Annotated in this window: 23 protein-coding genes and 1 pseudogene; 13 read left to right on the top strand and 11 right to left on the bottom strand. The window is 65.3% G+C overall.

What is annotated here, in order from left to right:
- Window positions 1–239: 239 nt before the first annotated feature.
- From ACFFWD_RS21540 to ACFFWD_RS21530, 3 genes are read right to left on the bottom strand one after another with little or no spacing between them, the layout of a single operon-like run.
- The gene (locus ACFFWD_RS21540; protein WP_376968493.1) at window positions 240–1,007 is read right to left on the bottom strand and encodes a CPBP family intramembrane glutamic endopeptidase; all 768 of its coding nucleotides are present in this window, start codon (window positions 1,005–1,007) and stop codon (window positions 240–242) included.
- Between the two features lie 10 nt (window positions 1,008–1,017).
- Window positions 1,018–2,661 (bottom strand): isovaleryl-CoA dehydrogenase, encoded by a 1,644-nt coding sequence (locus tag ACFFWD_RS21535; RefSeq protein WP_376968492.1) that lies wholly within the window; start codon window positions 2,659–2,661, stop codon window positions 1,018–1,020.
- Between the two features lie 36 nt (window positions 2,662–2,697).
- Entirely contained in the window at window positions 2,698–3,423 is a 726-nt protein-coding gene (locus ACFFWD_RS21530; RefSeq protein ID WP_376968497.1) for a M15 family metallopeptidase, read from the bottom strand.
- 259 nt (window positions 3,424–3,682) lie between these two features.
- On the opposite strand from ACFFWD_RS21530, the gene ACFFWD_RS21525 reads away from it, so the two are divergent.
- The 3 genes from ACFFWD_RS21525 to plsY all read left to right on the top strand — a co-directional run bounded on the left by ACFFWD_RS21525 (window position 3,683) and on the right by plsY (window position 6,641).
- Window positions 3,683–4,636 (top strand): aspartate carbamoyltransferase catalytic subunit, encoded by a 954-nt coding sequence (locus tag ACFFWD_RS21525; RefSeq protein ID WP_376968491.1) that lies wholly within the window; start codon window positions 3,683–3,685, stop codon window positions 4,634–4,636.
- Window positions 4,637–4,641: 5 nt separating this feature from the next.
- Entirely contained in the window at window positions 4,642–5,943 is a 1,302-nt protein-coding gene (locus ACFFWD_RS21520; RefSeq protein ID WP_376968490.1) for a dihydroorotase, read from the top strand.
- A 101-nt stretch (window positions 5,944–6,044) separates the two neighbouring features.
- Window positions 6,045–6,641 carry a glycerol-3-phosphate 1-O-acyltransferase PlsY gene (plsY, locus tag ACFFWD_RS21515; RefSeq protein ID WP_376968489.1) on the top strand — a complete coding sequence of 199 codons (597 nt, stop codon included), beginning with the start codon at window positions 6,045–6,047 and terminating at the stop codon, window positions 6,639–6,641.
- Window positions 6,642–6,648: 7 nt separating this feature from the next.
- On the opposite strand, the gene ACFFWD_RS21510 is transcribed toward plsY, so the two are convergent.
- Window positions 6,649–7,890: an amidase gene (locus tag ACFFWD_RS21510; RefSeq protein WP_376968488.1), complete on the bottom strand. Its 1,242-nt coding sequence runs from the start codon at window positions 7,888–7,890 to the stop codon at window positions 6,649–6,651.
- A gap of 108 nt (window positions 7,891–7,998) precedes the next feature.
- Here ACFFWD_RS21510 and dprA point away from each other — a divergent pair.
- Window positions 7,999–9,113: pseudogene (gene dprA, locus ACFFWD_RS21505) on the top strand (DNA-processing protein DprA).
- Between the two features lie 150 nt (window positions 9,114–9,263).
- Here dprA and ACFFWD_RS21500 read toward each other — a convergent pair.
- Complete coding sequence (locus ACFFWD_RS21500) at window positions 9,264–9,668, bottom strand: winged helix-turn-helix transcriptional regulator (RefSeq protein ID WP_376968487.1); 405 nt, start codon at window positions 9,666–9,668, stop codon at window positions 9,264–9,266.
- A 100-nt stretch (window positions 9,669–9,768) separates the two neighbouring features.
- Between ACFFWD_RS21500 and ACFFWD_RS21495 the strand changes: the two genes are divergently transcribed.
- Window positions 9,769–10,377, top strand: coding sequence for an FMN-dependent NADH-azoreductase (locus tag ACFFWD_RS21495; RefSeq protein WP_376968486.1), 609 nt, complete (start codon window positions 9,769–9,771; stop codon window positions 10,375–10,377).
- 60 nt (window positions 10,378–10,437) lie between these two features.
- On the opposite strand, the gene ACFFWD_RS21490 is transcribed toward ACFFWD_RS21495, so the two are convergent.
- Window positions 10,438–10,596 carry a hypothetical protein gene (locus ACFFWD_RS21490; protein WP_376968485.1) on the bottom strand — a complete coding sequence of 53 codons (159 nt, stop codon included), beginning with the start codon at window positions 10,594–10,596 and terminating at the stop codon, window positions 10,438–10,440.
- 156 nt (window positions 10,597–10,752) lie between these two features.
- Complete coding sequence (locus ACFFWD_RS21485) at window positions 10,753–11,526, bottom strand: SDR family NAD(P)-dependent oxidoreductase (protein WP_376968484.1); 774 nt, start codon at window positions 11,524–11,526, stop codon at window positions 10,753–10,755.
- Between the two features lie 109 nt (window positions 11,527–11,635).
- On the opposite strand from ACFFWD_RS21485, the gene ACFFWD_RS21480 reads away from it, so the two are divergent.
- A complete protein-coding gene (locus tag ACFFWD_RS21480; protein WP_376968483.1) occupies window positions 11,636–12,109 on the top strand; it encodes a winged helix-turn-helix transcriptional regulator in 474 nt (157 codons plus the stop codon).
- Window positions 12,110–12,922: 813 nt separating this feature from the next.
- Here ACFFWD_RS21480 and ACFFWD_RS21475 read toward each other — a convergent pair.
- Window positions 12,923–13,045, bottom strand: a complete 123-nt coding sequence (locus tag ACFFWD_RS21475; RefSeq protein ID WP_376968482.1) for a hypothetical protein — start codon at window positions 13,043–13,045, stop codon at window positions 12,923–12,925.
- A 344-nt stretch (window positions 13,046–13,389) separates the two neighbouring features.
- Between ACFFWD_RS21475 and topA the strand changes: the two genes are divergently transcribed.
- From topA to ACFFWD_RS21440, 7 genes are all read left to right on the top strand, one after another.
- Window positions 13,390–16,140, top strand: coding sequence for a type I DNA topoisomerase (gene topA, locus ACFFWD_RS21470; RefSeq protein WP_376968481.1), 2,751 nt, complete (start codon window positions 13,390–13,392; stop codon window positions 16,138–16,140).
- Complete coding sequence (gene rnr, locus ACFFWD_RS21465) at window positions 16,141–18,477, top strand: ribonuclease R (protein WP_376968480.1); 2,337 nt, start codon at window positions 16,141–16,143, stop codon at window positions 18,475–18,477. It begins immediately after the preceding gene.
- Entirely contained in the window at window positions 18,465–18,905 is a 441-nt protein-coding gene (locus ACFFWD_RS21460) for a DUF983 domain-containing protein (protein ID WP_376968479.1), read from the top strand. The genes rnr and ACFFWD_RS21460 overlap by 13 nt, the downstream gene beginning before the upstream one ends.
- 36 nt (window positions 18,906–18,941) lie before the next feature.
- Window positions 18,942–19,691, top strand: coding sequence for an NUDIX hydrolase (locus ACFFWD_RS21455; protein WP_376968478.1), 750 nt, complete (start codon window positions 18,942–18,944; stop codon window positions 19,689–19,691).
- A 231-nt stretch (window positions 19,692–19,922) separates the two neighbouring features.
- A complete protein-coding gene (locus ACFFWD_RS21450; protein ID WP_376968477.1) occupies window positions 19,923–21,248 on the top strand; it encodes an LLM class flavin-dependent oxidoreductase in 1,326 nt (441 codons plus the stop codon).
- 127 nt (window positions 21,249–21,375) lie between these two features.
- Window positions 21,376–21,543 carry a 50S ribosomal protein L33 gene (gene rpmG / locus ACFFWD_RS21445; RefSeq protein WP_376968476.1) on the top strand — a complete coding sequence of 56 codons (168 nt, stop codon included), beginning with the start codon at window positions 21,376–21,378 and terminating at the stop codon, window positions 21,541–21,543.
- 107 nt (window positions 21,544–21,650) lie between these two features.
- Complete coding sequence (locus tag ACFFWD_RS21440) at window positions 21,651–22,181, top strand: hypothetical protein (RefSeq protein WP_376968475.1); 531 nt, start codon at window positions 21,651–21,653, stop codon at window positions 22,179–22,181.
- On the opposite strand, the gene ACFFWD_RS21435 is transcribed toward ACFFWD_RS21440, so the two are convergent.
- The 3 genes from ACFFWD_RS21435 to ACFFWD_RS21425 form a co-directional block, all read right to left on the bottom strand.
- Window positions 22,178–22,309: a hypothetical protein gene (locus tag ACFFWD_RS21435; RefSeq protein ID WP_376968474.1), complete on the bottom strand. Its 132-nt coding sequence runs from the start codon at window positions 22,307–22,309 to the stop codon at window positions 22,178–22,180. The genes ACFFWD_RS21440 and ACFFWD_RS21435 overlap by 4 nt on opposite strands.
- 90 nt (window positions 22,310–22,399) lie before the next feature.
- On the bottom strand, window positions 22,400–23,794 hold the full coding sequence (locus ACFFWD_RS21430; RefSeq protein WP_376968473.1) for an ammonium transporter: 1,395 nt from the start codon (window positions 23,792–23,794) through the stop codon (window positions 22,400–22,402).
- Window positions 23,795–24,323: 529 nt separating this feature from the next.
- On the bottom strand, window positions 24,324–25,556 hold the full coding sequence (locus ACFFWD_RS21425; RefSeq protein WP_376968472.1) for an MFS transporter: 1,233 nt from the start codon (window positions 25,554–25,556) through the stop codon (window positions 24,324–24,326).
- Between the last annotated feature and the right edge of the window lie 5 nt (window positions 25,557–25,561).

Below are 25,561 nucleotides of genomic sequence, written 5' to 3'. Positions count from 1 at the left end.
TATCTGCCGGATCGACGAAAACCTCTTGCACCGCACGGCCGGACCATACATGTGGGTCAAACCCAGAAATGCTTAGGCGGAGCATAGGACGTCCGCTTTGTCCCCGAAAGCCAACGCTTATGAGTAAAGCGCCCTAGACGTAAGGGCCGGTCAAGACCCCGATACACCATTTGATGACCGATTTAACGACAAGTACGTCGGCGAATAGAGCGAATGCGCGCGCCGCTTCAGCCGCGCGGTCATCCCGCCAGCCACCAGGTCTGGATCGTCGCCGCGAGGTTGTTCAGCCCGTGCAGCAGGATGGTCAGCCAAGTCGAGCCGGTGCGATAGCGCAGGTAACCGAACAACATGCCGATCGACAGCACCTCGCAGAGGAAGAACCAGTCGTACTGCAGGTGCATCACTGTCCAGACGATCGACGACAGCAGGATCGCGCCCCAGGGGCCGAGAAACGACACCGACCACCCCCGATACAGCCAGCCGCGCGCGAACAGCTCCTCCCAGACCGGCGCGGCGCCGGCAAACGCGATCACAAGCAGCCACAGCGCACCATCGGCCTGCGCCGATTTCAGCACGTCGCCCATGAAACCCGGCGTCACCTCGCGGCCGACGGCGCGGGATACCGTGTCCCAAATCCCGACCAGCACGCCCAGCGCAACGATGCCGATGACGGCATTCCGCCACGACGTCCAGCGCAGCCCGAGATAGTCGGCAAACGATGTCCGGGACGGGCGGATCGCGACCCACAGCGCCAGCAGCACCATCGGCAGGCCCGCGAGGACCGAGAGCGAGATCGTCAAGCCGTTGCCGACCACGTGGGTGATGGCCGCCGCGGAGAGCGGCTCCCCCTGCCGCATCACATAGATGACGATCACCCCGACCTGGCCGAGGAACATCGCGGCGAAAATGAACAGGCCCCACAGCGCGGTGCCCCAGAACTTCCAGACGCGCGGCGGACGTGGCGCCGGAACGATGGCGTCCGGCGTTTCGGGAGTGAGTGCGTCCATCAGCAAACCTTCATGGCAGCGCCCGCGCCAGCAGCGCGCGGGTGTCGTCGCTGGAGAATTCCACCGCGCCGTACATGCCGGCACGGTCTCCAGCGAGCCGCGAGGCCGCGAACAGCTCGGCGCTCTTCGGCGAGACCTGGTTGAGCGCCGCGGCGGCTGCCAGCAGCGCAAGCTTTTCGACCGCAAGCCGCGCGACGCGCTCGCTGTCGGGACGGCGGAAGGCCTTCCCGATCGAGGCGACCGCCTCCGCCGCGCCCGGCAGGCCCTTCGTCTCCTCGGCGAGCGCGTGCAGCACGGCCGGCGCCGCGTCGGCTTCGCGGCCGAGCGCGCGCAGCACGTCGAGGCACATCACATTGCCGGAGCCTTCCCAGATCGCGTTGACCGGCGACTCCCGGTAGTGACGGGCCAGAATGCCCTCCTCGACATAGCCATTGCCGCCAAGGCACTCCATCGCCTCGTAGAGGAAGCCAGGCGCGCTCTTGCAGACCCAGTATTTGATCGCCGGCGTCAACAGCCGCATGTAGGCGGACTCAGCCGCGTCGGTGGGCGCGCGGTCGAAGGCGCGGCAAAGCCGCATCACGAGTGCAATCGAGGCCTCGACATGGAGCGCCATATCCGCAAGCACCGCCTGCATCAGCGGCTGGTCGGCGAGGTGCTTCTGGAACACGCTGCGATGCCGTGCGTGATTGAGCGCATGCGCGAGCCCCGAGCGCATCAGGCCTGCGGAGGCAATCGCGCAATCCTGCCGCGTCAATTGCACCATCTGGATGATGGTGCGGATGCCCTTGCCCTCCTCGCCGATCAGCTCGGCATAGGCGCCGTGGAATTCGACCTCCGACGAGGCGTTGGAGCGGTTGCCGAGCTTGTCCTTCAGCCGCTGGAAGTGGATCGCATTGACCGATCCGTCGGGCGCAAAGCGCGGCATGAAGAAGCAGCTCAGCCCCTGCTCCGCCTGCGCCAGCACCAGGAACGCGTCGCACATCGGCGCCGACATGAACCATTTGTGCCCGATGATGCGGTAGGCATCGCCGTCGCGCGCGGCGCGCGTCATGTTGGCGCGGACGTCGGTGCCGCCCTGCTTTTCCGTCATGCCCATGCCGAGCGTCATGCCGCGCTTGGTCCACCACGGCGCGAAGCTCGGATCATAGGCGCGCGTGCCGATCACCGGCATCGTCTTCGCCAGGATGTCCGGTTGCGACGCCAGCGCCGCGACCGAGGCCCGCGTCATCGTGATCGGGCACAGATGCCCGGTCTCGACCTGCGACGCGATGTAGAATTTGGCCGCGCGTACCACTTCGGCGGCGCCGCCGGCAGGCTTGCCGTCGGCGGTCCAGGTCGAATTGTGCACACCGGCATGCGCAGAGTGCGCCATCAGCTCGTGATAGGCCGGATGAAACTCGACCTCGTCGCGGCGATTGCCCTTGGCATCGAAGGTGCGCAGCTTGGGCGTGTTCTCGTTGGCGATACGGCCGCGCTCGGCCATGGCGGCGGAACCCCAATGCTTGCCGAAATCAGACAGCTCAGCCGTGGCAGCCGCTCCGCCATTGGCCGCGACCGCCGCGACCAGCGGGGCATCCGACGTATACAGGTCGACATCCTCGAACGGCGGCGACTGGTTGAAGACGTCGTGGGTGGCAAATGAAGCCTGCGTCATGGGTTTTTCTCGGGTCTGTCTCGAGCGGGTCAGGACTCAATTGCGGGGCGCGGATATCGGGAAATCATAGGCTGGTCCGCCCGCCCCCGGCAGCGAAAAGTGCCACCATTCCTTCGAATAGTTCACAAATCCCTGTCGCGACATCGTCGCCACGAGCGTGTTCCGCCAGCGCCGCTGCGCCGGCGTGATCGTTATTGCGGCGGTGTGGGCCTTGACGTCGGAGCAGTCATAGCCCGTGCCCATGTCGACGCTGCCCTCGGGCGCGCGGAGCGCGGCAGGCGCGGTGCAATCGGCGTAGTCCTTGGCCGGATCGAATCTTGCGGAATTGTCGGCCACCAGATCGACCAGCGTGAGGTCGAGCGCCGCGCCGGTCGAGTGGCCGGAATGGGTCGCGATATAGCCGAGGCGGAACAGGTCGGCTTTCGAAAACGCCGGGTTGTAGCGCCGCTCGGCGGCGGTCTCCCTGCCGTTCTTCGACCACGCCACCATGTCGGCCACCGCGCGCGCCGGCCGGTAGCAATCAAACATCTTCAGCGACAGCTTCCGCGCGGCCAGTTCCTGCTGCACGGCCTTGAGCCTTTGCGCGACCTCCCGCTTCACCACGCATTCGCCGGCGCCGTAGCCGGATAGCGGCCGGCCGGCGAAATTGTTGGCGGTCGCATAGCGGATATCCTGGATGATGGTCGGATCGATCTCGCGCAGGAACACGAAGCCGCCGGGCAAACCTTGGGCGACAGCGGACGAGATCGACACGATGGCCATCAATGCGATCACGACGATTTTCACGAGTTCTTGCTCCGGCGTCATGGCTGGGCATAGCCGTCCGGAGGACGGCGTTGCCCATCCACGTCTTGTTCCGGAAAGACCCGCAAAAGCAAGCCGCAGATGCCCGGGACGAGCCCGGGCATGATGGAGGACATTCCTCACGCGTCGGTCGCCCTGCACCCGGCATGGGGATAACTCCCATACCCCCTATTCCCGCTTGCCCCTCGGGCCATCCGCGCCTATAGCCATGACTTTAATGACCCCATCATTGAAATCGACCTTCGTCCTCGGTCACCGGCATCTGCTGGGCATCGAGGGCCTTTCCGCTGACGACATCACTGGCCTGCTCGACCTCTCCGAGGAGTATGTCGAGCTCAACCGCCAGGTCGACAAGAAGCGTGCCTCGCTCCGCGGCCGCACCCAGGTGAACCTGTTTTTCGAGGCCTCGACGCGGACCCAGTCCTCGTTCGAGATCGCCGGAAAACGGCTCGGTGCCGACGTCATGAACATGTCGGTGTCATCGATGTCCACTCGCAAGGGCGAGACGCTGATGGACACCGCGGTGACGCTGAACGCGATGCACCCCGACATCCTGGTCGTGCGCCACCACGCCTCCGGCGCGGTCGAGCTGCTCGCGCGCAAGGTGGACGGTTCCGTGATCAATGCCGGCGACGGCAGCCACGAGCATCCGACCCAGGCGCTGCTCGACGCGCTGACCATCCGCCGCAACAAGGGCCGGATCGAGGGGCTTACGATCGCGATCTGCGGCGACGTGCTGCATTCGCGCGTGGCGCGCTCCGACATCCTGCTGTTCAACACGATGGGCGCCCGCGTCCGCGTGGTCGGCCCCTCCACGCTGCTGCCGCCCGGCATCGAGCGAATGGGCGTCGAGGTCGCGCGCGACATGCGCGAGGGCCTGAACGGCGCCGATATCGTCATGATGCTGCGGCTGCAGCGCGAGCGCATGAACGGTTCCTTCGTGCCGTCGTCGGGCGAGTATTTTCACTATTTCGGCCTCGACCAGAAGAAGCTCGCCTATGCGAAACCCGACGCGCTGGTGATGCATCCGGGGCCGATGAACCGCGGCGTCGAGATCGACACCTTCGTCGCCGACGGCGCGCAGTCGCTGATCCGTGAACAGGTGGAAATGGGAGTGGCGGTGCGCATGGCGGTGCTGGAAGCACTCGCCCGCAACCTGCCGAACGCGTGAGACCAATGCTGACCGACCGCCGCCCTATCCTGCTCGCCAATGCCCGCGTCATCGACCCGTCGCGCGATTTCGACGGCCCCGGCGACGTCCTGATCGCCGACGGCATGATCCGTGACGCCAAGCGCGGCATCGGCGCCGCCGGCGTCCCCGAAGGCACAGACATCGTCAACTGCGCCGGCAAGATCGTGGCCCCCGGCCTGATCGACATGCGCGCCTTTGTCGGCGAACCCGGCGCCAGCCACCGCGAGACCTTTGCCTCGGCAAGCCAGGCGGCCGCCGCCGGCGGCATCACCACCATCATCTGTCAGCCGGATACCTCGCCGGTCATCGACAATTCGGCGACCGTCGACTTCGTGCTGCGCCGCGCCCGCGACACCGCGATTGTCAACATCCATCCGATGGCCGCGCTGACCAAGGGCCTGCAGGGCCACGAGATGACCGAGATCGGCCTGCTCAAGGCCGCGGGCGCCGTCGCCTTCACCGACGGCGACAAGAGCGTCACCAACGCGCAGGTGATGCGCCGCGCCCTCACGTATGCGCGCGATTTCGACGCGCTGATCGTGCATCACACCGAAGATCCCAATCTGGTCGGCGAAGGCGTGATGAACGAGGGCGAGTTCGCCACAAGGCTTGGGCTGGCCGGCATTCCGACCGCCGCTGAATCGATCATGCTCGAGCGCGACATGCGGCTCGCGGCCCTGACCCGCGGCCGCTACCACGCCGCGTCGCTGTCCTCGATGGAGTCGCTCGAAATCCTCAAGCGCGCCCGCGACGCCGGCATCGAGGTCTCAGCCTCGGTCTCGATCAACCATGTCACGCTGAACGAGAACGACATCGGGCCCTACCGCACCTTCCTGAAACTGTCGCCGCCGCTGCGCACCGAGGCCGACCGCCAGGCGCTGGTCGCGGCGCTGGCGACCGGGCTGATCGACGTCGTGATGAGCGACCACAATCCGCAAGACGTCGAGGTGAAACGGCTGCCGTTCTCCGAGGCGGCGAGCGGCGCGGTGGGCTTGCAGACCATGCTGCCGGCGGCCTTGCGGCTGATCCACAATGGCGAGATGGACTTCAAGACCTTGATCCGCGCGATGTCGACGCGACCGGCGGAACTTTTGGGGCTATCAGGCGGCACGCTGCGGGCCGGCGCCCCGGCCGACGTGATCGTGATCGACACCGACACGCCCTGGGTGCTCGACCGCGACGACCTCAAATCGCAGTGCAAGAACACCCCCTTCGACGAAGCCCGCTTCTCGGGCCGCGTGATGCGGACTATTGTCGGCGGACGGACGGTGTATGAGCATGTCTAGCGCGTTTTCAAGCGAAGTGGGAACCGGTTCGCGTCAGGAAAACGCGCCAACCAAAGAGTCCTATGCGCGGGAAATACGTCGGGACGACCGGAGCCGCCGCCATGTCGGGTGACGGGTTCCTCGTTGTCGCATTCTTGATCGGCTATCTGCTCGGCTCGATCCCGTTCGGGCTGGTGCTGACCAAGCTCGGCGGCACGCAGGACCTGCGCTCGATCGGGTCGGGCAATATCGGCGCCACCAACGTGCTGCGCACCGGCCGCAAGGGCCTCGCCGCGGCAACGCTGATCGGCGACATGCTGAAGGGAACCGCAGCCGTCGTGATCGCGGGCTATTACGGCGGGCCGAATGCGGCGATGCTGGCGGCGCTCGGCGCCTTCCTCGGCCATCTGTTCCCGGTCTGGCTCAAGTTCAAGGGCGGCAAGGGCGTCGCTACCTATATCGGCGTGCTGCTCGGGCTGTTCTGGCCGGCGGCGCTGATCTTTGCCGTGATCTGGCTGGCGACAGCCTTCACCACCCGCTACTCGTCGCTGTCGGCGCTGGTCGCGGCGTTCGTGACCCCGATTTTCCTGTGGTGGTTCGGCCACAACGCGCTGGCGTCGCTGTTCGCCGTGCTGACGCTGCTCCTGTTCTACATGCACCGCGAGAACATCAAGCGCCTGCAGGCCGGCACCGAAGGCCGCATCGGCGAGAAGAGGTAGCGCGGCGCTACCCTCGCTTCAGCGCATCCTCGACAAAGCTCGCTGCCGCCAGCGCCTGCGCATCCGCGCCGTACCGCGCGATCACGGTCACACCGACCGGCAATCCGCCCTCGGCGACAAGGGCCGGCACGTTGACGCAAGGCACGCCCATCAAGGTCCAGAGCCGGTTGTAGCGGGGATCGCCGGTCGACGATAAGCCCTTCGGCGCGGCGCCCGGCGCCGACAGCGTCAGCAGCACATCGACCTCGTCGAAGATGGTGGCGAGCGCCTGCCGCGCGCGGCCCGCAATGTCCATCGCGGCGTCGTATTCGGCCGGCGTGCCGCCCTTGCTTTCGTCGAGCCGACCGCGCAGCAGCGGCGGCATCGCGTCGTAGTTCTCACGGTACTCCCAAGCCAGTGACTGGTGCGCCTCGAACTCCTGCACGACCGGATGGATGCGCCAGGCTTCCGCGACGATCTCGGGCATTGCGAGCTCGCGCACCGCCGCTCCCGCCTGCTCCGCCGCACGCGCGGCCTTTTGCAGCGCCTGCGCACCCACAGCCTCCGGCGCGCCGGCAAAGGCCTGCGTCACCACGCCGATCCGCGGCGCGGTCGCGCTTGCGGGCACCACGAGCTCTCCCCGGTTGGTCATCGCAGACAGGCCCCGCGCGATGCCGCGCACGCCGGCACCGAACAGCCCGACAGTATCGAGCGTCCAGGAGAAGCATTTCACGCCGACGGTCGGCAGCAGCCGGTAACTCGGCTTGATCGCGGCAACGCCGCAGAACGAGGCCGGGCGGATCACCGAGCCGCCGGTTTGTGTGCCCAGTGCCAGCGGGATCATCCCCGCCGCCACCGCCGCCGCCGAGCCTGACGACGATCCGCCCGGCGTATGCGCGCCATTGTGCGGATTGACCGTCGGCGTCGGATCGTTCGCCGCAAACGCGGTCGTTGTGGTCTTGCCGATGATGGTGGCGCCGGCCTGCTTCAACGCCATCACCACAGGCGCGTCGGCGCGCGGGCGATGCCCCCGGTAGATCTGCGAGCCCATCTCGGTCGGGAAATCCGCGGTGTCGATAATGTCCTTGATGCCGACCGCGATCCCGCGGAGCGGCCCCGCCCTTTGCGCGCGCGCGTTATCGTCATGGCAGACGAAGGCGCCGATGGACGTCTCGCGCGCGCGGATCGCCTCAAGCGACCGGCCGATGGCGGCCTCGGCGGTGAGCGTTCCCTGCTCGATGGACTGTTGCAATTCGGCGAGCGAGATCATGGACCGGCCTTCCTGCTGATGTCTCCGAGCCGGTTTTGTACGGAGGCGGCCGCCCCGGGGCAAGGTGGCGGTTGATCACAATCTCCGGTTGGGCGAAGCTGTCGCGACATGCACGACCGGACCACCAGCGCAGTGAAACTCACCGACAGCGAACGGCTCAACCGTCTCAGGCTGATCCGCTCCGACAATGTCGGTCCGCGCACATTTGCATCCCTGCTCCGTCATTTCGGCGATGCTGCAAGCGCGCTGGAGCGCCTGCCCGATCTTGTTCGCCGCGGTGGTGCCGCGGGCGCGGGCCGCATCTTTAGCGAAGCCGAGGCGGCCGCGGAGCTCGCAGCCTGCGGCAGGCTCGGCGTCGATCTCGTCGCGCCCGGCGAAGCGCATTATCCGGCGCGGCTCGCCAGCATCGACGATGCCCCGCCGCTGCTCGGCGTGCGCGGCGCGCGCGCGACCTTGACGCGGCCGATGATCGCGATCGTCGGCTCGCCAATGCCTCCGGCGCCGGACTGAAATTTGCAGGCCAGCTCGCGCGCGATCTCGGCGAGGCCGGCTTTGTCGTGATCTCCGGGCTCGCCCGCGGCATCGATGCGGCAGCGCATCGCGCCACCGTCGCCAGCGGCACGGTCGCCGTGCTCGCCGGCGGCCACGACCGGATCTATCCGCCCGAGCACGAGGATCTGCTGGCGGCGCTGCTCGAACAGGGTGCGGCGATCTCGGAAATGCCGCCCGGCCACGCGCCGCGGGCGCGTGATTTCCCCCGTCGCAACCGCCTGATCTCGGGCGCGTCGCTCGGCGTGGTCGTGGTCGAAGCCGCGCATCGCTCGGGCTCGCTGATCACGGCGCGGATGGCCGCCGAACAGGGCCGCGAAGTGTTCGCGGTGCCGGGCTCGCCGATCGATCCGCGCGCCGCGGGCACCAATGATCTGATCAAGCAGGGCGCGATGCTGGTCACCGAAGCCGCCGACGTCATCAACGCGATCCAGCCGATCATGGAGCGGCCGGTCATGCTCGGCGCGCGCGAGGACGACGAGCCGCTGGACTTCGCGACCGACGCCTCCGATCGTACCCGCATCGTCAATCTGTTGGGCCCGAGCCCGATCAGCCTCGACGATTTGATCCGGATGGCTGATGCGTCGCCCGCGATCGTCCGCGCCGTCCTGCTCGAACTCGAGCTCGCCGGCCGGCTCGAGCGTCACGGCGGCGGGCTGGTGTCGATGGTTTAGCGCGGCGTGGCGCGCGCAACCGCCTCCCCGTCATTGCGAGGAGCCATAGCGACGAAGCAATCCATATTTCCGCACGCTCGGTGACAATGGATTGCTTCGCTTCGCTCGCAATGACGTTGAAGTGATGTGCTTTTCTGTCAGCGTAACCAGTCAATCCGCGCCATTGCGCGCATCAAATTCCCTTCGCGCGCCCTCGATCTCCGGCAGATGCGCGAACGCCCATTGGCCAAGCGCCTTCACCGGCTCGGCGAGGCCACGGCCGAGATCGGTCAATTCATAGTCGACCCGCGGCGGTATGGTCGGAAATACCGTGCGTGTGACGAGGCCGTCGCGTTCGAGCCCGCGCAGCGTCAGCGTCAGCATCCGCTGCGAGATGCCGCTGATCGCGCGCTTCAATTCGTTGAAGCGCCGCGGCCCCTCGATCAGCATCATGATCACGAACACGCTCCATTTGTCGCCGACCCGCGCCAGCACGGAGGCGACCGCGCGGCAGTCGCTGTGATCGGCCTGCGGCGTGGGCGGCAAGGCAGGCACACGGATGTGCTCGGGTGTCACGGATGTGCTCCAGTTAGAAAAATGTGCGTTCTTGCGGGGATTTAGGGCAGTCACTCATATAGCGCCAGTTACAAACCTATACCAAAGGTGACACTCTGCCATGAAACTTCTGCATCTCGATTCCTCCGTCCTCGGCCCTCACTCCGTCAGCCGCCAGGTCTCCGCCGCCGCCGTCGAACGGCTGCGCCAGGCCAATCCCGGCCTCGTCGTGACCTATCGCGACCTGACCCAGACGCCGCTCGCGCACCTCACCGGCTTGCACCTCGCCGCCGGACAGGTCGCCACGCCGGAACCGTCATTGCGTGACGACATCGCCGCGGGACAGGCCGTGCTTGAGGAGTTTCTGGCCGCCGACATCGTGGTGATCGGCGCGCCCATGTACAATTTTACCATCCCCTCCCAGCTCAAGGCCTGGATCGACCGCATTCTGGTGGCCGGCAAGACCTTCAAATACGGCGCCACGGGCGTTGAGGGACTGGCGGGCAACAAGCGCGTCATCATCGCGATATCGCGCGGCGGCTTCTATGGCGCCGACACGCCGATGGCCGCGGCCGAGCATCTCGAAACCTATCTCCGCTGGGTGTTCGGCTTCATCGGGGTGAAGAACCTCGAATTCATCCCAGCCGATGGAATCCAGATTGGCCCCGAGCATCGCGCGAAGGCCGTCGCAAGCGCGCTAGAGGCCGCCGGCAGCCTGAATGCTGCCTGACGATTGATCAATGATGCCTGCCGTCGCCGATGCGGCGGCGGGCAATCCATGCAAAGGGGATTAGGACCAGACGCCCTGGATGCCAAGGATCACGACGACGAGCGAGATGAGAAGGCCAATCCCGGAAAACAGGGCGACCGAAACAAACTGGACAGTATCTGAACTCTCTGACGTGGAGGAAACAGGAACCGATGTCGGGATGCGTGCTGCTTTTGGCATGGCTGCACTCCAAATGAATCAGTTGTGAAATGAAGTCCCAGCCCTCTCAGAGGTCTCGCGAGCACGACGAAGGTTCAATGCATTCTGCAAATGGTCAAAAGAAACAGCCGGCGTGACGCGCTTTACGCCGGCTGCCTAACAACAATTTGAAACAATTCAGCCCCGAAAGATCGGCGCGCCCGAAGGCGACGCCGTCGCGCCGCCATCGACGAACAACTCCTGGCCCTGCACATGGGCAGAGTCGTCGGATGCAAGGAACAGCACCGTCTTCGAGATATGATCGGGTTCGCCGATGCGGCCGAGCGGAGTGATCTTGCCGATCCGCGCCTCGAACGCCTTCTCGGCTTCCGGCGTCGCAACCGCGGCGCCCCAGATCGGGGTGCGGACCGCGCCCGGCGCCACCACGTTGACGCGGATGTTGCGCGGCGACAGTTCCGAGGCCATCACCCGCGCCATCGCGCGCACGCCGGCCTTGCTCGCTGCATAGGCCGAGTAGCCGGGATTGCCGAGCACCGAGATCACCGAGCCATTGAGGATGACGGAGGCGCCGTCATTGAGATAGGGCGCGGCCGCCTGCACCGTGAAGAACACGCCGGTGAGATTGGTCCGGATCACGTTCTCGAAGGCGGCGAGCGTGGTGCCGCCGACCGGCGTCTGGCCGGGAATGCCGGCATTGGCGAACACGATGTCGAACTTGCCGAATTTTTCGGCGCCCTGCTTCACCGCAGCCTCCAGCGCCGCGACGTCGGTGGCGTCGGCCACGACCGCGAGCGCATTCGGTCCCAGTTCTTTCGCCGCGGCCGCCAGCGTCTCCTTGTTCCGTCCGGTGATGACGACCTTGGCGCCCTCGGCCACGAACAATTTCGCGGTCGCAAGTCCAATGCCGCTGTTGCCGCCGGTGATCAACGCCGTCTTGTTCGCCAGTCTCATGTCCGCCTCCAACGTGGTTGCATTATTAAACCTGGTTGCTTAGCTAGAGCTTCTGGTTTAATAATGCAACCACACAAGACCGTGATCGCACAGCCTTCGGGAGACGGACATGGTGAAACGAACCAGCCTTGCGGATGACACTTGCCCGATCGCACGTGCGCTCGACGTCTTCGGCGACTGGTGGTCGCTCCTGATCATCCGCGACGCTAACCTCGGCCGCCGCCGCTTCGGCGAATTCCAGGCAAGCCTCGGACTTGCCAAGAACATCCTCGCCACGCGGCTGCGCGCCCTCGTCGAGCGCGGCATCCTCAAGATGGTCCCCGCCTCCGACGGCAGCGCCTATCAGGAATACGTGCTGACGCCGAAGGGCCGCGGCATCTTTCCGATCCTGGTCGCGCTCCGGCAATGGAGCGAGGAGTTCGATGACGCGCCCGACGAGATCGCGACCATCCTGGTCGACCGCGCCAAGGGCAAGCCGGTGAAAAAGCTCGTGCTGGTTTCGCAGGACGGACGGCTCCTGAGGGCCGCCGACACCGCGCTGAAGCCGCGGCCTGCGGCAAAGCGCGCGCGGCGAGCGCCGTGAGCGCTACGCTCTGTGTGATCGCTGTGTGACTGCCCGACGGGCGAAACAGTGCTGTAGGATGGGTAGAGCGAAGCGAAACCCATCGCGTTCCCCCGGTATTGATGGGTTTCGCTGCGCTCTACCCATCCTACAGATCTTTGCGGCCGTGCGCCCGGAATGACGAGAAGACCGAGTTGCGCCCCTAGCGCTGATTTGCCCGACGGCGCAAGCCCTCGCAGCAAAAATATTTCGGTTTATCGGAAGCGCAAATCAGTGTAATGATCCGCCCGTCTCACCCGATTGAGGGGCGCTTCGCGATCGTCACGAGTGTTGGGTCGAGATGCGGTGGACGCCGAGCGCGCAACTGACGAGTGCGAACGACGCGGACGGTGAAAGTCGTGTGGTCCTGACGCCCCAGTGGCAGGTGTCTCCTCGCAAGACGCGAAACGTCTTGCGGCGACGGTGACAAAAAAGCCCGGTCTCGCCGGGGAGAGCACGAGATAAGCCGTAAAACCATCGCGCAGGGAAAGCCGGCGTGTTTATTTCACCTGTGGTCCTACCCCCGTGCTTTTTGTTGCACGGGACCCATGGGTGCAATCGGCACCCGGCTTTCCCTGCGCCCTCTGCGCTTCAGGAGGGACAACGAAGATGCAAAGCTCGGACATTCTGTGCCGCGAGAACGTGGATGTATGCCGTCATTGCGAGCGAAGCGAAGCAATCCATTTTCACCGCTTGTGGAGCCGTGGATTGCTTCGTCGCTTCAGCGCAAAATTGCTTTGCAATTTTGTCGCGAGCTCCTCGCAATGGCGGGGAGCCCCAGGCATCAGAAACAACTCACGACAACTTCCGCCGGCTGCGCGCCTGCAATTGCTGGTCGGCTTCCAGCCGCGCCATGGCGAGCAAATGGTCGAGGACTTCAAATTTGTGGCGCTGCGCGAGCCGGGCGAGTTCGGTCACAGCCGCTGTGATCAGGACCAGGGCTTCGTCCGGGTTGCCCTCCCGATCTGCCTCGTCGCCTGTGGATCGCCGCCGACCGGACGCTTTCTGCTTCCGGCCGCTCCCTGTGCTGCCCAAAGAGCTACTTCCATCCCACCCAATATAAGGAGAGATACGCCCTTTTCGGCCGCAACTCTAGGACGCATTCCACAACTCTGGAGATAGGTATCCCCATCCGCCCAGCCCGTTTTCAATATCTGGCGATTTGACAGGGGCCGCCTCAGCACCCATGTTCGCCCCCAAACGGCGGGCCGCGAGTCTAGCGGAACCCGCCTTCAGGTTTTCCCGTAAGCTATTGGAATGACATGAATATCGTCATTGTGGAGTCGCCGGCCAAGGCCAAGACGATCAACAAATATCTGGGTGCCTCCTACGAGGTCCTGGCGTCGTTCGGCCATGTCCGCGACCTCCCGGCCAAGAACGGATCGGTCGATCCCGACGCCAATTTCCAGATGATCTGGGAGGTCGATCCCAAGGCCGCCACGCGCCTCAACGACATCGCCAAGGCGCTCAAGGGTGCCGACCGCCTGATTCTGGCGACCGACCCCGATCGCGAGGGCGAGGCGATCTCCTGGCACGTGCTCGAGGTGATGAAGGAGAAGCGCGCGCTGAAGGACCAGAAGGTCGAGCGCGTCGTGTTCAACGCCATCACCAAGCAGGCCGTCTCCGAGGCCATGAAGGCGCCGCGCCAGATCGATGGCGCCCTCGTCGACGCCTATATGGCGCGCCGGGCGCTCGACTATCTGGTCGGCTTCACCCTCTCGCCCGTGCTGTGGCGCAAGCTGCCCGGCGCGCGTTCGGCCGGCCGCGTGCAGTCGGTCGCGCTGCGGCTGGTCTGCGACCGCGAGCTCGAGATCGAGAAGTTCATCCCCAGAGAATATTGGTCGCTGGTCGCAACCTTGCTGACCCCGCGCGGCGAGGCTTTCGAGGCGCGCCTGGTCGGAGCCGACGGCAAGAAGATCCAGCGGCTCGACATCGGCTCCGGTGCGGAAGCCGAGGATTTCAGGAAGGCAATCGAGGCCGCGCTCTTCAAGATCGCGACCGTCGAGGCCAAGCCCGCGCGGCGCAACCCGCAGGCGCCCTTCACCACCTCGACCCTGCAGCAGGAAGCAAGCCGCAAGCTCGGCTTCGCGCCGGCACACACCATGCGCATCGCGCAACGTCTCTACGAAGGCATCGACATCGGCGGCGAGACCACCGGCCTCATCACCTATATGCGAACCGACGGCGTCCAGATCGCCGGTGAAGCGATCACCCAGGCGCGCAAGGTGATCGGCGAGGATTACGGAAACGCCTACGTCCCCGACGCCCCACGCCAGTACCAGACCAAGGCCAAGAACGCCCAGGAAGCCCACGAGGCGATCCGCCCGACCGATCTCTCTCGCCGTCCTGCCACCATTGGCCGAAGGCTCGACGCCGATCAGGCCCGGCTCTATGAACTGATCTGGAAGCGCACCATCGCAAGCCAGATGGAATCGGCGGAGCTTGAGCGCACCACCGTCGACATCGAGGCAAAAGCCGGCGCCCGTGTGCTGGAATTGCGCGCCTCGGGCCAGGTCGTGAAGTTCGACGGCTTCCTCGCGCTCTACCAGGAAGGTCACGACGACGAGGAGGACGAGGATTCGCGCCGCCTGCCCGCGATGAGCGAAGGCGAGGCCGTGAAGCGCCAGAGCCTCGCCGTCACCCAGCATTTCACCGAGCCGCCGCCACGCTTCTCGGAGGCCTCGCTGGTCAAGCGCATGGAAGAGCTCGGCATCGGCCGCCCGTCGACCTATGCCTCGATCCTGCAGGTCCTGAAGGACCGCGGCTACGTCAAGCTCGAGAAGAAGCGGCTGCACGGCGAGGACAAGGGCCGCGTCGTGGTCGCGTTCCTCGAAAACTTCTTCTCGCGCTACGTCGAATACGACTTCACCGCCGACCTCGAGGAGCAGCTCGACCGCATCTCCAACAACGAGATCTCCTGGCAGCAGGTGCTGAAGGATTTCTGGCGCGGCTTCGCCGGCGCGGTCAACGACATCAAGGACCTCAGGGTCGCCGAGGTGCTCGATGCCCTCGACGAGATGCTCGGCCCGCACATCTATCCGCCGCGCGCCGATGGCGGCGATGTCAGGCAGTGCCCGACCTGCGGCACCGGACGCCTCAATTTGAAGGCCGGCAAGTTCGGCGCCTTCGTCGGCTGCTCGAACTACCCGGAGTGCCGCTACACCCGTCCGCTCGCCGCCGACAGCGCGGAGAGCGCCGACCGCATCCTCGGCAAGGATCCCGAGACCGACCTCGACGTCGCGGTGAAGGCCGGCCGCTTCGGCCCCTACATCCAGCTCGGTGAGCAGAAGGATTACGCCGAGGGCGAGAAGCCGAAACGCGCCGGCATCCCGAAGGGCACCTCGCCCGGCGATGTCGACCTCGAGCTTGCGCTGAAGCTGTTGTCGCTGCCGCGCGAGATCGGCAAACATCCGGAGACCGGCGAGCCGATCACCGCCGGCATCGGCCGCTTCGGGCCGTTCGTGAAGCATGAGAAAACCTATGCCAGCCTCGAGGCCGGCGACGAGGTGTTCGACATCGGGCTGAACCGCGCCGTCACGCTGATCGCGGAGAAGATCGCCAAGGGTCCGAGTGGCCGCCGCTTCGGCGCCGATCCCGGCAAGCCGCTCGGCGATCACCCAAGCCTCGGCGCGGTTGCGCTCAAGAACGGCCGCTACGGCGCCTACGTCACCGCCGGCGGCATCAACGCCACGATCCCAAGCGACCGCACGCCCGACCAGATCACGCTCCCTGAGGCGATCGTGCTGATCGACGAGCGCGCCGCCAAGGGTGGTGGCAAGAAAGCAAAGAAGGCGAAGGCAGCGAAGCCCGCCAAGGCCGGCAAGGCCGAGGGCGACGCCGCGGCGAAGCCCGCGAAGAAAGCCGCGACCAAGAAGGCCGCGGCGAAACCGAAATCGGACGCGGCCAGCAAGGCGCGCGCACCGGTCTCGTCAGGCGCCACGACGTCGGCAGCAAAGCCTGCGGCGGGATCGAAGGCGCCGGCGAAGAAGAGCGCCGGCAAGGCACGAGGATAAGTGAAACGCAAACATGACCATGGCTTTCCGGCCCGGGACGCCATCGTCGCCTTCATCCGCGCCAATCCAGGCAAGGTCGGCACCCGCGAGATCGCCCGCGAGTTCGGCCTGAAGAACGCCGACCGCGCCGAGCTGAAGCGGATCCTGCGCGAGCTCGCCGACGACGGCACCATTGCAAAGCGCGGCCGCAAGATTCACCAGCCGGCGGCGCTGCCGCCCACTGTGCTCGCCGACATCACCGGCCGCGACGTCGACGGCGAACTGCTCGCCACGCCCGCCGAGTGGGACACCGAAGAGAACGGCACCGCACCGAAGATCCGGATCGAGACGCCGCGTCGGCCGAAGCCCGGCACCACCGCCGGCGTCGGTGACCGCGCGCTCGTGCGTGTCGAGGTGACGGACGAGGGCGACGGCACGCCCTATCTCGGCCGCGTCATCAAGGTGATCGATCACGCGCGCACCCGCATCCTCGGCATTTTCCGCACCCTGCCCGATGGCGGTGGACGGCTGATCCCGGTCGACAAGAAGCAGGTCGGCCGCGAGCTCAACATCGCCAAGGCTGATACCGGCGGCGCCGAGGATGGCGACCTCATCGCCGTCGACCTGATCCGCAGCCGCGGCTATGGGCTCGCCTCCGGCCGCGTGAAGGAACGCCTTGGATCGATTGCGAGCGAGAAAGCGATCAGCCTGATCGCGATCAACGCCCACGACATCCCGCAAGTCTTCACGCCTTCGGCGATCCGCGAGTCCGAGGAAGCAAAGCCGGCAACGCTCCAGGGCCGCGAGGACTGGCGCGAGGTGCCGCTCGTCACCATCGATCCGCCCGACGCCAAGGATCACGATGACGCCGTGCACGCGGAGGTCGACCCCGATCCTCACAACAGGGGCGGCTACGTCATCCATGTCGCGATCGCCGACGTCGCCTTCTATGTGCGGCCGGACTCGGCGCTCGACCGCGACGCACTCCAGCGCGGCAACTCGGTCTATTTCCCGGACCGCGTCGTGCCGATGCTGCCCGAGCGTATCTCCAACAATCTGTGCTCGCTGGTGCCGGGCGAGCCGCGCGGCGCGCTTGCGGTGCGCATGGTGATCGGCGCCGACGGCCGCAAGCGCTCGCACAGCTTCCACCGTGTGTTGATGCGCTCGGCGGCGAAGCTCAACTACGCGCAGGCGCAGGCCGCGATCGACGGCAAGGTCGACGACACCACCGGCCCCCTGCTCGATCCGATCCTGAAACCGCTGTGGGCGGCCTATGGCCTCGTCAAGCTCGCGCGCAACGAGCGCGACCCGCTCGATCTCGATCTGCCCGAACGCAAGATCCTCTTGAAGCCCGATGGCACTGTCGACCGCGTGGTCGTGCCGCAGCGTCTGGATGCGCACCGGCTGATCGAGGAGTTCATGATCCTGGCCAATGTTGCAGCGGCCGAGACGCTGGAGAAGAAGAACCTGCCGCTGATCTATCGCGTGCATGATGAGCCGACGCAGGAAAAAGTGCACAACCTCCAGGAATTCCTGAAGACGCTCGACCTGCCTTTCACCAAGTCAGGTGCGCTGCGGCCCTCGCAGTTCAACCGCGTGCTGGCGCAGGTTGCTGGCGAGGACTACGAGCCGCTGGTCAACGAGGTTGTGCTGCGTTCGCAGGCGCAGGCGGAATACTCCGCCGAGAATTACGGCCATTTCGGCTTGAACCTCAGGCGATATGCGCACTTCACCTCGCCGATCCGCCGCTTCGCCGATCTGATCGTGCATCGCGCGCTGATCCGCGCGCTGGGACTGGGCGAAGGCGCATTGCCCACGGACGAAACGCTGGAGACGCTGGCCGAGATCGCGGCGCAGATTTCCGTCACTGAACGCCGCGCGATGAAGGCGGAGCGCGAGACGGCCGATCGCCTGATCGCACATTTCCTCGCCGACCGTATCGGCGCCACGTTCCAGGGTCGCATCTCGGGCGTGACGCGCGCCGGGCTGTTCGTGAAGCTCGACGAGACCGGCGCCGACGGTCTGGTTCCGATCCGCACGATCGGCAGCGAATATTTCAACTATGACGAAACCCGCCATGCGCTGATCGGATCGCGCAGCGGAACCATGTACCGGCTCGGCGACGTCGTCGATGTTCGTCTGGTCGAGGCCGCGCCGGTGGCGGGCGCGCTGCGGTTTGAGCTACTATCGGAAGGTCAGGCCATTCCGCGTGGCGGAAGGCGCGGACGCGATGGCGCAACGGCGGAACGCCGGACCAACGGGCATCAGGAGCGGAAGGCGCGCAGTAAGAAAAAGGCGCGCAAGCCGGACAAGCCGAAGCCCGGCAAATCGAAGCGAGGCAAGTCATGGAAACGGTGACCCCGGAGACGGTCGTCTGGACCCGCGACAGTACGCAACCCGAGAAGCGCAACGTCTGGACCGCGATGAAGCGCGGATTCCGCTGCCGCTGCCCGCGCTGCGGTGAAGGCAAGCTGTTCCGCGCGTTCCTCAAGGTCGATGACCATTGCGCGGTCTGCGGCCTCGATTTCACCCCGCATCGCGCCGATGACCTGCCCGCCTATCTCGTGATCGTCATCGTCGGCCATATCGTGGTACCGACGGTGTTGTGGATCGAAACCGATTATTCGCCGCCGGTGTGGCTGCAACTGTCGATCTACCTTCCCCTCACCCTGTTCCTGGCGCTCGCGCTGATTCAACCCGTGAAAGGTGCCGTGGTCGGATTTCAATGGGCGCTGCGCATGCATGGCTTTGACGAAAATGCCCCTAGCGACATCCCCCCGGTCTAGCTACACCGGACGGCAAGAAGAACCGAAAGGGATGAGATGACTCAAGCCACTGCTGCTGCCGCCGCTACCGTGCAAGAAGGAAAAGAAGCCGACCACCATCCGTACTTTCGGCCGAAGGATGCGGCGACGCTGATCCTGATCGATCGCTCCGCTGCAAAGCCGAAAGTTCTGGTCGGTAGGCGCCACGACAAGGTGGTGTTCATGCCGGGCAAATACGTCTTCCCCGGCGGCCGCGTCGACAAGGCCGACAACCGCGTGCCCGTCGCCGCGCCGATCACAGCCGAGCTCGAAGCCAATCTGCTCAAAGGCAGCCCGAAGATCACGGCCGGCCGCGCACGCGCGCTCGCCAACGCCGCGATCCGCGAGGCGTGCGAGGAGACCGGCCTCTGCCTCGGCCGCAAGGTCGAGAAGTCAGCAAATCTCGACGGCCCCTGGAAGCCATTTGCCGATGCAGGCCTGTTGCCCGATCCGTCCGGCCTGTTCCTGATCGCGCGCGCGATCACCCCGCCCGGCCGCGTTCGCCGTTTCGATACGCGCTTCTTCACCGCCGATGCCTCGACCATCGCACATCGTGTCGAGGGCGTGGTGCATGCCGACGCCGAACTGGTCGAGCTGGTGTGGGTCGAGATCGGCTCCGAGCCGCTTGCCGACGCGCACGCCATGACCAAGAACGTGCTCGCCGAGCTCGACCGCAGGCTTGCCACTGGCCCGCTCCGTCACGACGCGCCGGTGCCGTTCTTTCATTTCTACGGCGGCAAGATGCAGAAGGATGTGTTGGGGGCGTAGGCCCGCCCCTATCCCGTCATTGCGAGCGAAGCGAAGCAATCCATTTCACCGCTTGCCGAACCATGGATTGCTTCGTCGCTCCCGCTCCTCGCAATGACGGTACAGACGCCGCACGAAACGTCCTCCTGGCGCCGCGTAAATTGCAAAATTCTTCTCAAGCGGAATTGATGGCGCTGCCCTGATCCCCTCCCTATCTGTTCCGCCAACGACAACCACGACGGAACGGGGCAAATGGCGAAGCGTCAACTCAAGCTCGGCGCGTTCATGCGGCCGATCAGCATTCACACCGGCGCATGGCGCTATCCCGGGGCCTGGCCCGACGCCAATTTCAACTTCGACCAGATCAAGCAGCTGATCCGGAAGCTCGAGGCCGGCAAGTTCGACGCCTTCTTCATGGCCGACCATCTGGCCGTGCTCAACATGCCGATCGATGCGCTGAAGCGCAGCCACACCGTGACCTCGTTCGAGCCGTTCACGCTGTTGTCGGCGCTGTCAGCCGTCACCGACAATATCGGCCTGATCGCAACCGGCTCGACCACCTTCGACGAGCCCTATCACGTCGCTCGCCGCTTCGCTTCGCTCGATCACATCTCGGGCGGCCGCGCCGGCTGGAACATCGTCACCACGTCCAATCCCGACGCCGCGCTGAATTTCGGGCTCGACGACCACATGGAGCACGCCGAGCGCTACAGGCGCGCCCGCGAGTTCTATGACGTCGTCACCGGTTTGTGGGATTCCTTCGCCGACGACGCCTTCGTGCGCGACGTCGAGTCCGGACTGTTCTTCGATCCTTCGAAGATGCATACGCTCAACCACAAGGGCAAATATCTCTCGGTGCGCGGTCCGCTCAACATCGCCCGCCCAGTCCAGGGCTGGCCGGTGATCGTGCAGGCCGGCGCGTCCGACGACGGCAGGCAGCTCGCTGCGGAGACCGCCGAGGCCGTGTTCACCGGTGGCGGCAGCCTTGCCGACGGGCAGAAGCTCTATGCCGATATCAAAGGCCGCATGGACAAGCTCGGCCGCGACCGCGAGCACCTGAAGATCCTGCCCGGCGCCTTCGTCGTGGTCGGCGACAGCGTCGAGGAGGCCAAGGAGAAGCGCGCCTTGCTCGACAGCCGCGTACATTACGACAGCGCGATCGCCTCGCTCTCGGTGATCCTCGGCACCGATGCCTCCGGCTTCGATCCCGACGGGCAATTGCCTGATATCCCGGAGACCAATGCCAGCAGGAGCGGACGGCAGCGCATCGTGGACGTCGCGGCGCGCGACAAGCTCACAGTGCGCCAGCTCGCCCAGCGCGTCGGCGGCTATGGCGGGCTCGCCTTTGTCGGCACGCCCAAAACCATCGCCGACCAGATGGAGGAATGGCTGACCGGCTACGGCAGCGACGGCTTCAACATCATGTTCCCCTATCTGCCCGAGGGGCTGTTCGACTTCGTCGACAAGGTGGTTCCGGAGCTGCAGAAGCGCGGCATCTTCAGGACGGAATACGAAGGCAAGACGCTGCGCGAGAATCTCGGCCTCCCGCGGCCGAAAAACCGGTTCTTTGAGGGTTAATTGGCAAGAATCGAACCACTTTCGGCCCGGGAAACCTTGACTTTGGGCGGTTTCTGGCTAGTTTCCCGGCCAACCGCGGGCCGATTTGGCCGGCTTCTGATACCCCTGCATTTTCGAGGTTTTGCATATGGCCAAGGCGGTCACCATCAAGGTCAAGCTCGTGTCGTCGGCCGACACCGGCTACTACTACGTCGCCAAGAAGAACTCGCGCACCATGACCGACAAGCTGGTCAAGAAGAAGTACGATCCGGTTGCGCGCAAGCACGTCGAGTTCAAGGAAGCCAAGATCAAGTAAGATCGCCTGGTGCTGATCTTCAAACGGGGCCCTCGCGGCCCCGTTTTTGCTTTGTGGCTGAGCATCACCCCTTTTGCTTCCCGGACAAGCCCGGGCGTGGGGCTCACATGGTCGCAAGCTTGGACGAGGGAAACGTCGGCGGCTACTCGGTGGTTTACGGGCGCGAGGACATCTACTTCCCCGTCTACATCACCGCCGCCCTGGCCGCGATCTTCCTGACGGCCACGTGGATCACGGGAGCCCTTTATTGGCTGGCGTTGGCGGTAACCGCGGCCGCTTTCACCTACTACAACATTCCCCTGCTGGAGACCGGACGCCCGACGATCGGCGCCAACCAGTATGGCGTCTTCATCCAAGCCTTCGGGCTGATCCGCTGGCGCGCCATCGCGCAGATCGACCTCGTCGAGATCGCCGAGCGCGCCATGACCGTCCATGAGCTGCAGATTGCGCTCAACGCGCCGCTCGGCAGCGCGCTTGTCGCCGACTGGCGCAAGCGGCCGGCCTATCGACTGGCGATGCGCCTGCCCTGGCGCATGGACCACCGCGGCGTGGTGCGCATCAACCTGGAACCGTTCGACCGGCCGCCCGATGAAATCCATCGAACGATCCTCAGGATGTGGCGCTACTACCGCAGCTAGCGTCCGCCGAACGCGTCGTCACGCAGATGCCCGTCCGCGATCTCGGCATCAGGATTGTGCGTGATGGTCATGAACCAAATGAGGCTGAAAAACAGCGACCACGCTGTGTTCCAATAGAACCAGTTCATGTGATCACCTCGTAACCAACGGCCCTGCCCCCGCATGACCGGCGGCGCGCGCCAGCCTCGCGGGATACTACTCCGATCCCTCCTATTGCACTACTGCACCACTTCGCCGTGCAGCGCGAGATCGAGCCCCTCGCGCTCGACATCCCGCGTCACACGGAGGCCGACGAAGAGATTGACCACGACCAGAATGATCAGGCTGACGACGGCATCGTAGACAAACACGGTGACGACGCCGATGCACTGATTGAAGAACTGGCCGATGTTGCCCTCCAACGCACCCGCCGTTCCGCCGTATTGCTCGACCGCGAACACCCCGGTCAGCAGCGCGCCGACCATGCCGCCGATCGCGTGCACGCCGAAGCAGTCAAGTGCGTCGTCATAGCTGAACATGCGCTTGAGTCCGGTGCATCCCCAGTAGCAGAAGACACCTGCGCCAACTCCAATGGCAAAGGCGCCGACCGGTCCCACGAACCCGGAAGCTGGCGTGATGGCGACGAGGCCCGCAACCGCGCCCGAGCAGATGCCGACGACCGTCGGCTTGCCCTTGAGCGCCCATTCGACCAGCATCCAGGTGAAACCGGCGACGGCCGTTGCGATCTGGGTCACCAGCATCGCCATGCCCGCCTGCATCCCCGCTGAGACCGCCGAGCCGGCGTTGAAGCCGAACCAACCGACCCAAAGCAGCGAGGCGCCGATGAAGGTGAGCACCATGTTGTGCGCCGGTCCGGTCTCGGTGCGCCGGCCGAGCATGATCGCGCACATCAGGCCCGCGACGCCGGCATTGATGTGCACGACGGTGCCGCCGGCGAAATCGAGCACTTTCACCCACGCAGCGTCGTTACCCGACGAGAACACCCCATCCGGCCCCCAAACCCAGTGCGCGACCGGCGCGTAGACGAAGATCGCCCACAGGCCGATGAACCAAAGCATCGCCGAGAACTTCATCCGCTCGGCAAATGCCCCGGCAATAAGCGCCGGCGTAATGATGGCGAAGGTCATCTGGAAGCAGATGTAGACGGCCTCCGGAATGGTGGGGGCGAGAGGATTCGGATTGCCGATCCCGCCCTTGCCGATGTCGCTCAGGATGTCCCTGAGAAACATGCGATCCAGACCCCCGACAAAGGGAGTGCCAGCGCGGAATGCGAGGCTGTAGGTCAGGACGGCAAACAGGATCGTGACCAGGCATGTCACGGCAAAGCTGGTCATCACGGTGTCGCCGACGTTCTTCTTGCGCACCATGCCGCCGTAGAACAGGCCAAGGCCGGGAATCGTCATCATCAAGACCAGCGCCACGGATGTCAGCATCCAGGCGGTGTCGCCCGGGTTTGGCGTGCACCGCTCGAGAACCTTGCCGCTGCAAGCCGGCGGCGCGGCGTCCTCCGCCAGCGCAATGTCGCTGAAGACAAGACAGAGGAACGCAATTCCCAACACAGCGATCGCAAATTCCACGAGCCTTTGGCGCGTGTGTGTTCCTGATTTCATCATCTTCCTCCTGTCGAAAAAGATGTCAGTGGTCGGAGCAGCGTGGCGCGCCCCTCAGGCAACGCTTCTCGCTCGACGGGCGAACGTAAAGACGCGGCCTGCCGGCCGAGGTCCCTGATGTCCGAAGCGTCGTATTGGGGATGGCTGCCAGATCGGAGGCGGCAGCATGTGCGCTGACGAAAGCGCAGGACGCCGCTTGCTCGGCGGCACAGCAAGGTCGTCGGGCTCGGATGGCCTGAGATTCGCGGCGACTAGCCTCATCGTGGCCAGCCCTTCCCAGTGGTCGCCAGGTCGGAAACCCGGTCTTGGTTTCCGCAGCCATTTCTTAGTCAGATGAAATCAAGATTCGTGCCACCCGGAACGTTGACATAACCTATTGAACAGCCTTCGCTTTCAAACCCGGGCTCAAGCGACCCGGCGATGTTTTGCCTGCTCTTTCGGCAGCTCGCAGATCAATAAATAGGCAGTCATCGGCCACTGCCATTTCATTTGGCAGCGGCTCCGTTCAAATCCGAGCGGTTTGGATCGGACGCTATGCGGTCCTCAAGACCGGTGGCTGCGACGGCCGGATCAGCGCGAAGGCCAACTGCAGGATGCCGCCGGCAAGGCCCAGCGCGACGCCGATGCGCCAGGCCATGGTGTAGGAGCCGAGCGCGTCATAGAGCACCCCTCCGCCATAGGCGCCGAGGAAGCTGCCGACCTGGTGGCTCATGAAAGCGAGGCCCTGGACCATCGCCTGCCAGCGCAGGCCGAACATCTCAGCCACCGCACCGGCGACCAGAGGCCCGACGCCCATCCAGAGGAAGCCCATGATCGCGCCAAACAGCAGCGTCGACGCAGGTGTCGCCGGCAGCATGAAGTACCAGGCGAGCGCCAGCGAACGCAGGATGTAGATCGCGCCGAGCACCGCGAGCTTGTTCCAGCGCTGGCCGGCCCAGCCGAAGAACAGCGAGCCCAGCACATTGAAGCCGCCGATCATGCCGAGCGTCTGCGCGCTCAGCATCGGATCGAGGCCACAGATCGCGAGATAGGACGGCAAATGCGTGGTGAGGAACACGAGCTGCATCCCGCAGACCATGTAAGCGCAGGTCATCACGACGAAGGACGCATTACCGAACGCGGTCTTCGTCACCTCCACTGCGGTGGCATTGTCGATATCGTCGGCCGCAGGCTTCGGCAGCGGAATCCTGTCGACGCCGCCGGCGTACAACGCGGCGGGGATCATCAGCACCGACAGCACGACGAACCCGGCGAGGCCGAAGCGCCAGCCGAATCCCTCGTTGAGGATCTGTCCAAGCGGCGCCGACATCAGCGCGCCAAGCGAGCCCGCGGCGGAGACGATGCCGAGCACCGTCGAGCGCACCGTCTCCGGCACCGCACGCGCTGAAACGGACATCGCGATCGAGTTCGCGGTGCAGGCCAGCGACGTGCCGATCAGCACGCCGCCGCCGATCATGATGCTGACGAGCCCGTTCGCGGTCGTCATCAGCGCAAGGCCAGCGATATAGAGCAGCGCGCCGACCACCATGATCGGGCGGAAGCCATAGCGCACCGTCATCGCGCCGGCGAGCGGCTGCAGAAAGCCCCAAGCGAGGTTCTGCACGGCGAGCGCCAGCGTGAAGTCCGACACCGAGATGTGGATGTCGTGCGTCAGCGGCTGCATGAAGATGCCGAGGCTCTGCCGCAGCCCCATGCTCAGCGTGAGCATGACGGAGGCACCGATCAGAATGGGAAGGGTGGGACGCAGGACCTGCAACAGGGGCATTGTTC

Origin of the sequence: Bradyrhizobium erythrophlei (assembly GCF_042430365.1) — a bacterium.
GTDB lineage: Bacteria > Pseudomonadota > Alphaproteobacteria > Rhizobiales > Xanthobacteraceae > Bradyrhizobium > Bradyrhizobium erythrophlei.
The sequence above is the reverse complement of the archived record's forward strand: the minus strand, read 5'-3'. Positions and strand labels throughout refer to the sequence as shown.